Source organism: Pseudomonas sp. ACN5 (assembly GCF_002303975.1).
Lineage (GTDB): Bacteria > Pseudomonadota > Gammaproteobacteria > Pseudomonadales > Pseudomonadaceae > Aquipseudomonas > Aquipseudomonas laurylsulfatiphila.
This window is the reverse complement of record NZ_MRCP01000032.1, coordinates 1-11,900: the sequence shown is the minus strand read 5'-3', so window position 1 is coordinate 11,900 and position 11,900 is coordinate 1. Positions and strand designations below refer to the sequence as shown.

Below are 11,900 nucleotides of genomic sequence, written 5' to 3'. Positions count from 1 at the left end.
CGAAGGCGGTGTGTCAGTCGACGTAAATTTCGAATGACACACCGCCTTCGCGAGCAAGCCCGCTCCCACATGGGGATTTTGCAAGGCTTAAACGCGGAACTGGTCCATCAGACTCTGCTGCTGGTTCGCCAGGCTGTTGAGCGACTGGCTGACCCGTGCCGACTCATTGGCCTGGCCCGACAGCGACTCGGTCACGTCGCGAATGGTCGCCACGTTGTTGTTGATCTCCTCGGCCACCGCGCTTTGCTCTTCGGCGGCACTGGCGATCTGCATGTTCATGTCGTTGATCACGGTCACCGCGTCGCCTATCTGGCGCAGCGCGGTCACAGCCTGGCCAACCTGCTCGACACTGCCCTGGGCCTGGCGATGACTGTTGTTCATCGAACCCACCACGTCCTGGGTGCCGCTTTGCAGTTGTTCGATCACCAGACGGGTTTCCTCCACAGACTCCTGGGTACGCCGCGCCAGGTTGCGCACCTCATCGGCGACCACGGCAAAACCGCGCCCGGCCTCACCGGCACGGGCCGCTTCGATCGCCGCGTTGAGGGCCAGCAGGTTGGTCTGCTCGGCAATCGCGCGGATCACTTCCAGCACCGTGCCGATTTTTTCGCTGTTGGCTGCCAGGCCTTCGACCTGAACCATGGCCGCGCTCATGTCGGCGGCGAGGTTGTCGATGCTGGCAGTGGTGCGGTCGATTACGGTCAGGCCCTGACGGGTCGCCTGATCGGCATCGCGGGCGGCGTGTGCCGCTTGCGCGGCGCTGCGGGCGACGTCCTGGGCGGTGGCGCTCATTTCGTGGGAGGCGGTGGCAACCTGATCCACCTGTCGATATTGCTGCTCCATGCCGGCGCTGGTCTGGGTGGCGATGGCGGACGACTGGTCGGCGGTGCTGCGGGCGTCCTGCACCGAGCGTTTCACTTCGGCAATGATCGGCTGCAGCTTGTCGAGGAAACGGTTGAACCAGCCGGCCAACTGGCCCAGTTCATCTTTCTTGTCGTAGGCCAGGCGACGGGTCAGGTCACCTTCGCCACTGGCGATGTCCTCGAGCATGTGCGCCACGCCGAGAATCGGTCGGGTCACGCTGCGGGCCATCAGCCACACCAGCACCAGGCCCAGCAGCGCGGCGAGCACGCCCAGGCCGAGTTCGACCAGTGTGCCGGCGGTGTTGCTGTCATCGAGTTGCTTTTTCAGGGCTTCGGCGGGGCCGACCAGGACGTTCTCCGGCACGTCGAGCAGTACGCCCCAGGACTTGCCGCCGGGAATCGGCTGGAAGGGGGCCAGCACTTTCAATTGCTGATGGCTGTGCAGGCTGGCGGTTTTTCTGCTGGCGGCCAGCATGCGCAGCAGTTCGGTACCGCTGGCCTTGTCCACGGCATCCAGGCGCTGGCTGAGTTTGCTGGCGTCCGGGCTGTAGCCGGCGAGCAGGCCCGCCGGGCTGATGATGCTGACACTGGTCTGGCCGTCGTAGAGTTTCTTGCTGGCCCCCAGGCTGACCGCTTGCAGGCTGTTGAGGTTGATGTCCACCGACAGCGAGGCGATCACCTTGCCATTGACCATCAGCGGGAAAACGATGCTGGTCATCAGCACGTTCTGGCCGTCGATCTCATAGAAGTAGGGTTCGATCACGCACGGCTTGAGCGTGGTGCGCGGGCAGGTGAACCAGGCGTTGGCCGCTTCGCCGCTGGGGCCGGTGCTGGTGTCGGCCATGTCCTTTTCCGGCAGCGCCATGGACGTTAGCTTGCCCGGCGTCGGCTGCGACCAGTAGAGGGCGAAACGGCCCTTGTCGTTGCTGCCCAGTTCCGCCTGGCCGGTGAACAGTTCGTCCTTGCCGTCCAGCCCGTTGGGTTCGAACACCAGGGACAGGCCAAGCAGGTCCGGATTGGCCTGCAGGGCCGACTTGACCTGGCGGGTCAGGTCTTCGCGCAGGTCGAAGGCATCGAGGAAGCGCTTTTCGGCCTGCTCGCGCAAAAACAGCACCTGCCGGGAGAAACCGTGGCCGTACTGATAGGCGTCCATGAACTGCTGGCGAATCCCCAGTGCCTGGTTCTCGCCCTGGGACTCGATCCGGGCCTGGGCCGATTCGGTCAGCATCTCCATGCTCGAGGCTTTCACCAGCTCGGAGCTGTGCTCCATGCGGTATAGCGAAAGACCCACCAGCAGGGTCACGATGCCCGCCAGGCACAGCCCGGCCAGCAGGGTGATTTTCCATTGAATGGAAGGTTGTCTGAGCGACATGGAGGCGTCCTTATTCGATAAATATCTGAGACTTTGCACTGTAGCGGCATAAAAGCAGCTTTCTTGAGCGACAAGCTTCAAGCTGCAAGCCGAAAACACAAAAGCTTGCGGCTTGAGGCTTGCAGCTTGCCGCTGCTTCATTCAAAGTGCGCGCCCTCTAATAAAACCCATTCCTGTTATCCGCTGGCGGCTCACGCAGACTGCCGGCCGGACTCTTTCCGTTTGTCACGAGGTTTCGAAATGAATGCAGTCATTGCCGCGGTCGGCATCATGCTGGTGCTCAGCCTGTCCCGCGTGCATGTGGTGATCGCCCTGATCGTCGGTGCGCTGGTAGGTGGTCTGACCGGAGGCCTGGGCATCGAGGCGACGCTCAAGGCTTTCAACAGCGGCCTGGGTGGCGGGGCGACGGTGGCGTTGTCCTACGCCTTGCTCGGTGCCTTTGCCGTGGCCATTGCCAAATCCGGCATGGCCCATGCGCTGGCCGACAAGGCGCTGGCGATGGTCGATCGTCAGCACGCCAGCGGCGGCGGTCAGGTCAAATGGCTGCTGATTGGCCTGCTCTGGGTCGTGGCCATCGCCTCGCAGAACATCCTGCCGATCCATATCGCGTTTATTCCGTTGCTGGTGCCGCCGCTTCTGTATGTGCTGACCAAGCTGCAACTGGACCGTCGACTGATCGCCTGTGTCATGACCTTCGGCTTGATCACGCCCTACATGTTCCTGCCGGTGGGCTTCGGCAATATCTTCCTCAATGAGATCCTGCTGGCCAACGTCGCCCGCAGCGGTGTGGACATCAGCGGCGTCAATGTGACCCACGCCATGGGCATTCCGGCGCTGGGCATGGTGGCGGGCCTGCTGATCGCGTTTGTCAGCTACCGCAAGAAGCGGGTCTACGACCTGGCGAAAATCGAGCAAGTCGAGCAAGTGGCGGTGCAATACAACCCGCTGAGCCTGATGGTGGCCGGGGTGGCCATCGCCGCGGCGTTCATCATTCAGTTGCTGCTCGATTCGATGATTATCGGTGCACTGGTCGGCTTCCTGATTTTCTCGGTGTCGGGCATCGTCAAATGGCGCGACACCGATGACCTGTTCACCGAAGGCATGAAAATGATGGCGATGATCGGTTTCATCATGATCGCCGCCTCGGGTTTTGCCGAAGTGATGAAGGCCACCGGTCAAGTGCAGACGCTGGTCGAGTCGTCGGCGTCGTACATCGATCACAGCAAAGGCATTGGCGCCTTGCTGATGTTGCTGGTGGGGTTGCTGGTGACCATGGGCATCGGCTCGTCGTTCTCCACCGTGCCGATTCTGGCGGCGATCTTCGTGCCGCTGTGCGTGCAACTGGGCTTCAGCCCGTTGGCGATCGTGTGCATCGTCGGCACGGCCGGTGCCCTGGGCGATGCCGGTTCGCCGGCCTCGGACTCGACCCTCGGCCCGACCTCCGGCCTGAACATCGACGGCCAGCACCATCACATCTGGGACACCGTGGTCCCGACCTTCCTGCACTACAACCTGCCGCTGCTGGCGTTTGGCTGGGTGGCGGCGATGATTCTGTAAAACACCACTTACCCTGTGGGAGCGAGCTTGCTCGCGATGACGGCGGCACATTCAGCATCAAGTTGCCTGACAGACCGCTATCGCGAGCAAGCTCGCTCCCACAGGGATCTTCTGCGGACCTGATGACCGCGTTCAACTTTTGACCTGGCATGCCGTTAAAGCTTTTAACCACGCCAACAAAAACAAAAGAGTGAACGTCATGCGCATGAGCCTCAAGGCCAAAGTCCTGTCCCTTGCCGTCCTCCCGGTGCTGCTGTTTGCGCTGGTCATCAGCCTGACCACGCTGTTCATTCTTCAGGAGCAGGCCCGCAAGGAAGTCGAGCAGACCCGAGAGCGCCTGCTCAGCGATGCCAAGGCGACCCTGCAAAGCTACGTGGCCGTGGCCATGACCGCGATCAAACCGCTGTATGACGCAGCCGCCCCCGGCGACGAGGCGGCGCGGGCCCAGGTGATCAAGCTGCTGTCGAGCATCACCTATGGCAAGGACGGCTACTTCTTTGGCTACGACTCCAACACCGTGCGCCTGTTCAAGGCCAACAGCCCCGAAGGCGTAGGCCAGAGTTTCAAGGACAATCGCGACCCGAACGGTGTCTACGTCAACCGCGACCTGGTGAAAGTGGCCAGGGACGGTACGCACTACCTGCAATACAGCTCGCCATTGCCCGGCAACACCCAGGTGCTGGTGCCCAAGCTCGGCTACACCGAATACCTGCCCAAGTGGGACATGGCGGTGGGCACCTCGGTCAACCTCGACGGCATCGAAGCACAAGTGGCGGTGGTCCAGGACAAGGTCCAGGAGCGCATGCAAGGCATGGTGCTGAGCATCGTCGGGGTGGCGCTCGTGGTGTTGCTGGTGATCGCCGCTGCCGGGATGTTGCTGGCCAACACCATGCTGCGTCCGCTGCACTTGATGAAAGCCAACCTCGACGACATCGCGGCGGGCGAGGGTGATCTGACCCGCCGCCTGACCATCACCAGTCAGGATGAACTCGGCGAACTGGCCGGCTCGTTCAACCGGTTCGTCGACAAGATCCATGGCCTGGTGCGTCAGATCAGCGAAATGACCTCGCAACTGACCGGACTGGTGAATCAGGTGTCCGACCAGGCCAATCGCTCGGACCAGGCCATGGAGCGTCAGCGCCATGAGACCGATCAGGTGGCCACGGCGATCAACGAAATGTCGGCGGCGGCCCAGGAAGTGGCCAAGAGCGCGCAGAACGCCGCGGTGGCAGCCCAACAGACGGATGAAGAAGGCCAGGCGGCCAAGCGGGTGGTGGCCGGCAGCATCGAGAAGATCCATGCGCTGGTGGACGACATCCGCAGCAGCGGCGTGTCCCTGGACAGCCTGCAAAAAGACGTGTCATCGATTGTCAGCGTGCTGGGGGTGATCCGCTCGATTGCCGATCAGACCAACCTGCTGGCGCTCAACGCGGCCATCGAAGCCGCCCGCGCCGGCGAGGCCGGGCGCGGTTTTGCGGTGGTGGCCGATGAAGTGCGGGCGCTGGCCAGCCGCACGCAAATCAGCACCCAGGAAATCCAGGGCATGATCGACCGCCTGCAGGCCGGCACCCAGTCGGCGGTGGAGGCGATGCGTCGCTCCAGCGAGGCGGGCGACGGTACCTCGGCCCAGGCCAACGAGGCGGGGGCTTCGCTGGACACCATGGCCCAGTTGATCGCGACCATCAATTCGATGAACGCGCAGATCGCCAGCGCCGCTGAAGAACAGACCGCCGTGGCCGAAGAGATCAACCGCAGCGTGCATCAGATTGCCGTGGCGGTGGACAACGTCGCCGACGAAACCCAGCTCGGCGCGCAGACTTCCCGCAGCCTGGCCGAGCTCGGTCAGCGCCTGGGCAGCCTGGTCGGGCAGTTCCGTATCTGATTAAAGCTTTTGTGGCGAGCGAGCTTGCTCGCCACAAAAGATCGCAGCCTGCGGCAGCTCCTACACTTACGGTGTGCATCTGAGCACTGACGACCACACAAGAGGAGTCAGACCCATGATTGACCGTGAAAGTATCTGCGATTGTCCGAAATGTTCCTGCAAACTCGGTGAACATCCGATTGCCCGTCACGGCAAGCATTATTGCTGTGAAGCCTGCGCCAAACACCATGAGCACGGCGAGGAGTGCGCTCATAAAGGCTGCAAGTGCTCCCATGGCTGACGGCATTCACGACAAGCTGTAAAAAGTGGAGCCTAGTCCGGCTCCACTTCCAGCCTGAGGCTGTCGTCCTCCAGGCGTTCGCTGTGGCGAACGGTGCCCTGCAAGCGCCGCCCTTCGACCCACAGCACCAGGGTCCTGGCTTGCTCCAGGTCTTCCGGCAGTGGCGCCGGGACGCGTACGGCAAAGCAAAACGGATCATTTTCGACCGCTTCCAGTCCGATCCGGCACTTGGCGCTTTTGGTGATGCGGCCGGCCTGCGTGTCCAGGCCATAGTCCAGCTGCGCAGGGCTGTAGACGGATGTCACACTCATATCGCTTCCCCCGAACGTGACGGTTGCCAGTGATCAGTTCGCCGGCCGCCACTTGACGTTTTCCACGCCGAATTTTTCAGCCATCGGCTTGCTGGTCTTTTGCACCTTCTCGCGTCCAAATCGGGGAATTCGCCCCACCCCCGCGTCACAGCTGGCCCAATGCCAGGCTTCTGCGTTATCCATTTTTTCCAGTCGGATAATGAATGATTTCGCAGTGCCATGGAGTGTGTACTCGATGACGAATAATTTTGCACTGTTCATAAAGCCCCGGTTCCTCCCTGTTGTACATAAAAGGATCGCGTGCCATCAGGAAAATTCACTCGGATTGTCGGATGCCGGCTGATCCTGTTGCCATAACCCACAGTGGCCAGTATCCACCAGCGTATCTCCTACAAAGAAAAAGGCGCGTTTGCTGTAGGATTGGTTACCTAGACTCCAAGAGGTGACCCTATGAGCGAGCCGATTCGCCTGACCCAATACAGTCACGGCGCCGGATGCGGTTGCAAAATTTCCCCCCAGGTGCTGGAAGTGATCCTGGCCGGCAGCGGGGCACAGAATCTCGACCCGAAACTCTGGGTCGGCAACGCCTCGCGTGACGACGCGGCGGTGTATGCCATCGATGAAGAACGCGGTGTGGTCTCGACCACCGACTTTTTCATGCCGATCGTCGACGATCCCTTCGATTTCGGCCGAATTGCCGCCACCAATGCCATCAGCGACATCTACGCCATGGGCGGCGATCCCTTGATGGCGATTGCGATCCTGGGCTGGCCGGTGAACGTGCTGGCGCCGGAAATCGCCCGGGAAGTGATCCGCGGTGGCCGTTCGGTGTGCGACGCAGCGGGTATCCCGCTGGCAGGCGGACACTCCATCGACGCACCCGAGCCGATCTTTGGCCTGGCCGTCACCGGCCTGGTGGAAAAGCGCCACATGAAGCGCAACGACACCGCCACCGCCGGTTGCCTGCTCTATCTCACCAAGCCCCTGGGCATCGGCATCCTTACGACGGCCGAGAAAAAGGGCAAGTTGCGCCATGCCGACATCGGCCTGGCCCGGGACTGGATGTGCACCCTGAACAAGCCCGGCAGCCGTTTCGGCAAGCTCGATGGCGTGACCGCGATGACCGACGTCACCGGTTTCGGCCTGCTCGGGCACCTGGTGGAAATGGCCGACGGCAGTCAGCTCACGGCGCGCATTGAATATGACCGAGTACCGCGTCTGCCGGGTGTCGAGTATTACCTCGAACAGGGTTGCGTACCGGGCGGTACGCTGCGCAATTTCGACAGCTACGCCAGCAAGCTCGGACGCCTTCAGGAGTTGCACAAACGTGTGCTCTGCGACCCGCAGACCAGCGGCGGCCTGCTGATTGCCGTAACACCGCAAGGCAACGAGCAGTTTCTTGCCGTGGCCGCCGAACTGGGCCTGAGCCTGGAGCCGATCGGTGAACTGGTCGAGCGACAGGGCAACGCAGTCGAGGTGTTTTGATGTTCGTCGACTGCACCGATTACCGCGACATCTTCCTCAACGACCGGCCCATGATGGACGCGCGCGCGCCGGTTGAATTCAACAAGGGTTCGTTTCCCGGTGTGATCAACCTGCCGTTGATGAATGACCATGAACGCCAGCGGGTCGGCACGTGCTACAAGCAGCACGGCCAGCAGGCGGCCATCGTGCTCGGGCATCAACTGGTATCGGGCGCGGTCAAGGCCGAACGCATCCAGGCCTGGGCCGACTTTGCCCGGGCGCATCCGGATGGCCTGCTGTATTGCTTTCGCGGCGGCCTGCGCTCGCAGATTGTCCAGCAATGGCTCAAGGACGAGGCCGGCATCGACTATCCACGGGTGGGCGGCGGCTACAAGGCCATGCGTACCTTCCTGCTGGACACCCTCGATCAAGCGGTTGCCCAGTGCGATTTCGTCCTGCTGGGCGGGATGACCGGTACCGGCAAAACCGAGGTGCTCACGCAACTGGGCAACAGCGTGGACCTTGAAGGTCATGCCAACCACCGCGGCTCCAGTTTCGGCAAGCGCGCCACCGGCCAGCCTTCGAACATCGACTTCGAAAACCGCCTGGCCGTGGATGTGCTGAAAAAACGCGCCCGGGGTATCGAGCAGTTCGTATTGGAAGACGAAAGTCGTGCGGTGGGCAGTTGCGCGTTGCCGTTGCCGCTGTACCAGGGCATGCAGCAGTTCCCGATGGTCTGGCTGGAAGATAGCCTGGAAGGTCGGGTCGAGCGGATCCTGCGCGATTACGTGGTGGATCTGTGCGCCGAATTCATCGACGTGCATGGCGATGATGGCTTCGCACTGTTTTCCGAACGGTTGCTGGCGAGCCTGAACAATGTGCAGAAACGCCTGGGCGGCGAACGTCATCGGCGCATGCTGGATTTGATGGAAGAGGCGTTGGCGGAGCAGGCCCGCAGTGGCGCGGTGGATCTGCACCGGGGCTGGATCGAAGGGTTGCTGAGCGAGTATTACGATCCGATGTACGCGTTCCAGCGGGAGAAGAAAGGTACGCGGATCGAGTTTGCCGGGGAGCGGGGGGCGGTTCTCGAGTATTTGCGCGAGCGGGGCAGCCAGAAAGGTTGAGGGTGTTTTTGCCGGCCTCTTCGCGAGCAAGCCCGCTCCCACAGGGTTCAGTGTGGGAGCGGGCTTGCTCGCGAAGGGGCCAGCTCAGACAACGCATGCCTCAGGTCGGGCAGGTTTCGGCGCCGTTATCCAGGCCTTGCTTGTACACATGGCTCTGCAAACTGGCCTTGCCGTTGTGCCAGGTCAGGGTGAGCACATACAGCGAGTCGTAGTCGCTGGATTCCCAGTCATCGGTGATGGTCGTTTTCTTGCCGGTGGCGTCGCCGGCCACCTTGTTGATCAGCTCCGGCAGGTAGCCGTGCGACCAGGCGGTGTAGATGACCGAGTTGTGATACTTGTCGTGAAGCAGTTCATTGGCCAGGTCGCTGGTGTCATTGGCGGAGAAATTGATGTTCACCGGCAGGCCCAGCTTGATGGCGCTGGGGCTGATGGTCATCAGGGGACGGATGTAGCTGTAGGAATTGTCGAACTCGCCTTCCTCGACGTTACGGGTCGGGTTCGCCGCAAACACGTAGTCGGCCTTGCCGAACTTTTCCGGCAGCAACGTGGACAGGTCGATGGCGCGGTTCAGCCCCTGGCAATTGAGCTGGCCGAGGCCGCCGTCGGGTTTTTCTCCGTGGCGCAGGAAGACCAGCGTCTGGGTGCCATCCATCGGTTGGGCGCGACTCAGGCCGGATTCCAGCAACAGGAACACCGCGCTGACCGCCAGCAAGACGGGCAACAGCAGGTAGGCGCGATGTTTAAAACGTTTGGCAATATTGAACAAATTCATGAATAAAAGGTTCTTCAGCGCAATTCGGTTAAGGCTGACAAACCTTTACACCACGACTTTCCAGCGTCGGGTGTGTTCCATGTCGTTGAAGCCGGTCCGTTTTCAAAGGGGTGGTGCTCAGAGTCCCCTGAACCCATTTGGTTCGATTCCGGCCAAGAGCGCAGCAATGTACCGGTAACCTTTGGCGGATTGCAGTGAAGGTTATCGACAGGATGTTGCGGATTTATGGACAGGTTACACCTGATGGTGGTGAAACCGTCGTGATCTCTTTTGATCTCCTCTATCAGCGAGATTGATGGCTCCAAGGGGTCGCTGAGCCGATATCTCCATTATGATCGTCACTCTCAATGTCTTCGTGGATCCTGCCCATGACCGATTTGTCCGCCTTCCCTATCACCCGCAAATGGCCTGCCCAATACCCGGAGTGGATTCAGCTGTACTCCTTGCCGACCCCCAACGGCGTCAAGGTCTCGATCATGCTCGAAGAGATTGGCCTGCCGTATGAGCCTCACCGGGTAGGCTTCGACACCAATGACCAGATGTCCCCGGAATTCCTGTCGTTGAACCCCAACAACAAAATCCCGGCGATCCTCGACCCCCACGGTCCGGACGACAAGCCGCTGGCGCTGTTCGAGTCGGGAGCGATTCTGATCTACCTGGCCGACAAGAGCGGGCAACTGCTGGCCCAGGAATCGGCCGCGCGCTACGAAACGATTCAATGGCTGATGTTCCAGATGGGCGGCATTGGCCCGATGTTCGGCCAGCTCGGGTTCTTCAACAAATTCGCCGGCAAGGACTACGAAGACAAGCGTCCCCGTGATCGCTATGTCGAGGAGAGCAAGCGCTTGCTCAAGGTGCTCGACGGCAGGCTCCAAGGGCGCGACTGGATCATGGGCGAGCGCTACACCATCGCCGACATCGCCACTTTCCCGTGGGTGCGCAACCTGATCGGTTTCTATGAAGCCGGCGATCTGGTGGGCATTCAGAACTTCCCTAACGTCACACGGGTGCTGGAGCGCTTCCTGGCACGGCCGGCGGTGGTGCGCGGGTTGCAGATTCCAAGCCCGGTCGCGGGTTGAAACCATCCCCTGTAGGAGCGAGCTTGCTCGCGAAAAACGTAAGGGCAACGCGGTCATTCAGACAATGCGCGTTATCGTTAACGACCATCGCGAGCGGGCTCGCTCCTACATCTTGTCCTCTGAAATTCAGGAATTCCCATGTCCAGCCAGTTCCCCGAAGCACGCCCACGCCGTCTGCGCCGCAATGCGAGTCTGCGCAGCCTGTTCCAGGAGACCGAGTTCAGCCTGAACGACCTGGTGCTGCCGATTTTCGTCGAAGAAGAAATCGACGACTTTGTGCCGATCAAAAGCATGCCCGGGGTGATGCGCATTCCCGAGTCGAAGCTGGCCGGCGAGATCGAGCGCTACGCCCGTGCCGGGATCAAGTCGGTGATGACCTTCGGTGTGTCCCATCATCTGGACAGCAGCGGTAGCGACACCTGGCGCGACGACGGCCTGGTTTCGCGCATGTCGCGCATCGCCAAGGACGCGGTGCCGGACATGATCGTGATGTCCGACACCTGTTTTTGCGAATACACCGACCACGGCCATTGCGGCGTGCTGCACAACCATGAAGTCGACAACGACCAGACCCTGATCAACCTCGGCAGGCAAGCCGTCGCGGCGGCCCGAGCCGGTGCCGATGTGATCGCCCCGTCGGCGGCCATGGACGGGCAGGTCCAGGCGATCCGCCGGGCCCTCGATGACGCCGGGTTTACCCAGACGGCGATCATGGCCTATTCGACCAAGTTCGCCTCGGCGCTCTATGGTCCGTTCCGCGAGGCGGGCGGCAGTGCGCTCAAGGGCGACCGCAAATGCTACCAGATGAACCCGATGAACCGCCGCGAAGCGGTGCGCGAGTCGTTGCTCGACGAACAGGAAGGCGCCGATGCGCTGATGGTCAAGCCGGCCGGTGCGTACCTGGACATCATCCGCGACATTCGCGAAGCCTCGCGCCTGCCGCTGTCGGCGTATCAGGTGAGCGGTGAATACGCGATGATCAAGTTTGCCGCCCAGGCCGGGGCCATCGATGAAGACCGCGTGGTGCGCGAGAGCCTGGGGGCGATCAAGCGTGCCGGGGCAGACCTGATCTTTACCTATTTTGCGATGGACCTGGCGTTGGCCGGGATCTGAAACCCGACACATTCCCCCCTGTGGGAGCGGGCTTGCTCGCGAAGGCGGAGTGTCAGTGACAAATGTATTGACTGACACTCCGC

Annotated in this window: 10 protein-coding genes and 3 pseudogenes; 8 read left to right on the top strand and 5 right to left on the bottom strand. The window is 61.5% G+C overall.

Annotated elements, in window-relative coordinates; genetic code table 11:
- Positions 1-87: 87 nt before the first annotated feature.
- Both BSF40_RS33685 and BSF40_RS33680 read right to left on the bottom strand, forming a co-directional pair.
- A pseudogene (locus tag BSF40_RS33685) lies at positions 88-681 on the bottom strand (methyl-accepting chemotaxis protein); the annotation flags it as partial.
- Between the two features lie 264 nt (positions 682-945).
- Positions 946-2,016 (bottom strand): annotated as a pseudogene (locus tag BSF40_RS33680) (HAMP domain-containing protein); the annotation flags it as partial.
- A 459-nt stretch (positions 2,017-2,475) separates the two neighbouring features.
- Here BSF40_RS33680 and BSF40_RS31170 point away from each other — a divergent pair.
- The 4 genes and pseudogenes from BSF40_RS31170 to BSF40_RS31160 all read left to right on the top strand — a co-directional run bounded on the left by BSF40_RS31170 (position 2,476) and on the right by BSF40_RS31160 (position 5,954).
- Positions 2,476-3,792, top strand: coding sequence for a Na+/H+ antiporter family protein (locus BSF40_RS31170; protein ID WP_095968259.1), 1,317 nt, complete (start codon positions 2,476-2,478; stop codon positions 3,790-3,792).
- Positions 3,793-3,991: 199 nt separating this feature from the next.
- A pseudogene (locus BSF40_RS33675) lies at positions 3,992-4,816 on the top strand (cache domain-containing protein); the annotation flags it as partial.
- 36 nt (positions 4,817-4,852) lie between these two features.
- Entirely contained in the window at positions 4,853-5,674 is an 822-nt protein-coding gene (locus BSF40_RS33670) for a methyl-accepting chemotaxis protein (protein WP_371321776.1), read from the top strand.
- Positions 5,675-5,789: 115 nt separating this feature from the next.
- Entirely contained in the window at positions 5,790-5,954 is a 165-nt protein-coding gene (locus tag BSF40_RS31160) for a metallothionein (RefSeq protein ID WP_015094211.1), read from the top strand.
- Positions 5,955-5,986: 32 nt separating this feature from the next.
- Here BSF40_RS31160 and BSF40_RS31155 read toward each other — a convergent pair whose 3' ends face one another.
- Together BSF40_RS31155 and BSF40_RS31150 are read right to left on the bottom strand one after the other, a co-directional pair.
- Entirely contained in the window at positions 5,987-6,265 is a 279-nt protein-coding gene (locus BSF40_RS31155; RefSeq protein ID WP_095968257.1) for a hypothetical protein, read from the bottom strand.
- Positions 6,266-6,298: 33 nt separating this feature from the next.
- Complete coding sequence (locus BSF40_RS31150; protein WP_095968256.1) at positions 6,299-6,526, bottom strand: DUF6555 family protein; 228 nt, start codon at positions 6,524-6,526, stop codon at positions 6,299-6,301.
- Positions 6,527-6,715: 189 nt separating this feature from the next.
- On the opposite strand from BSF40_RS31150, the gene selD reads away from it, so the two are divergent.
- Both selD and mnmH read left to right on the top strand, forming a co-directional pair.
- Positions 6,716-7,750, top strand: a complete 1,035-nt coding sequence (gene selD / locus BSF40_RS31145; RefSeq protein WP_015094213.1) for a selenide, water dikinase SelD — start codon at positions 6,716-6,718, stop codon at positions 7,748-7,750.
- A complete protein-coding gene (gene mnmH, locus BSF40_RS31140; RefSeq protein ID WP_095968255.1) occupies positions 7,750-8,853 on the top strand; it encodes a tRNA 2-selenouridine(34) synthase MnmH in 1,104 nt (367 codons plus the stop codon). The genes selD and mnmH overlap by 1 nt, the downstream gene beginning before the upstream one ends.
- 100 nt (positions 8,854-8,953) lie before the next feature.
- Here the strand turns inward: mnmH and BSF40_RS31135 are convergent, their stop codons facing one another.
- Positions 8,954-9,625, bottom strand: a complete 672-nt coding sequence (locus tag BSF40_RS31135) for a histidine phosphatase family protein (RefSeq protein ID WP_095968254.1) — start codon at positions 9,623-9,625, stop codon at positions 8,954-8,956.
- Between the two features lie 368 nt (positions 9,626-9,993).
- On the opposite strand from BSF40_RS31135, the gene BSF40_RS31130 reads away from it, so the two are divergent.
- Positions 9,994-10,704 carry a glutathione S-transferase family protein gene (locus BSF40_RS31130; RefSeq protein WP_015094216.1) on the top strand — a complete coding sequence of 237 codons (711 nt, stop codon included), beginning with the start codon at positions 9,994-9,996 and terminating at the stop codon, positions 10,702-10,704.
- Between the two features lie 138 nt (positions 10,705-10,842).
- Positions 10,843-11,817 carry a porphobilinogen synthase gene (gene hemB / locus BSF40_RS31125; protein ID WP_095968253.1) on the top strand — a complete coding sequence of 325 codons (975 nt, stop codon included), beginning with the start codon at positions 10,843-10,845 and terminating at the stop codon, positions 11,815-11,817.
- The last annotated feature ends 83 nt before the right edge of the window (positions 11,818-11,900 follow it).

Excerpts from the sequence above, each read along its gene's own strand:
- BSF40_RS31170 (WP_095968259.1), top strand. The coding sequence starts at position 2,476 with ATGAATGCAGTCATTGCCGCGGTCGGCATCATGCTGGTGCTCAGCCTG.
- BSF40_RS33670 (WP_371321776.1), top strand. The coding sequence starts at position 4,853 with ATGACCTCGCAACTGACCGGACTGGTGAATCAGGTGTCCGACCAGGCC.
- BSF40_RS31160 (WP_015094211.1), top strand. The coding sequence starts at position 5,790 with ATGATTGACCGTGAAAGTATCTGCGATTGTCCGAAATGTTCCTGCAAA.
- BSF40_RS31155 (WP_095968257.1), bottom strand. The coding sequence starts at position 6,265 with ATGAGTGTGACATCCGTCTACAGCCCTGCGCAGCTGGACTATGGCCTG.
- BSF40_RS31150 (WP_095968256.1), bottom strand. The coding sequence starts at position 6,526 with ATGAACAGTGCAAAATTATTCGTCATCGAGTACACACTCCATGGCACT.
- selD (WP_015094213.1), top strand. The coding sequence starts at position 6,716 with ATGAGCGAGCCGATTCGCCTGACCCAATACAGTCACGGCGCCGGATGC.
- mnmH (WP_095968255.1), top strand. The coding sequence starts at position 7,750 with ATGTTCGTCGACTGCACCGATTACCGCGACATCTTCCTCAACGACCGG.
- BSF40_RS31135 (WP_095968254.1), bottom strand. The coding sequence starts at position 9,625 with ATGAATTTGTTCAATATTGCCAAACGTTTTAAACATCGCGCCTACCTG.
- BSF40_RS31130 (WP_015094216.1), top strand. The coding sequence starts at position 9,994 with ATGACCGATTTGTCCGCCTTCCCTATCACCCGCAAATGGCCTGCCCAA.
- hemB (WP_095968253.1), top strand. The coding sequence starts at position 10,843 with ATGTCCAGCCAGTTCCCCGAAGCACGCCCACGCCGTCTGCGCCGCAAT.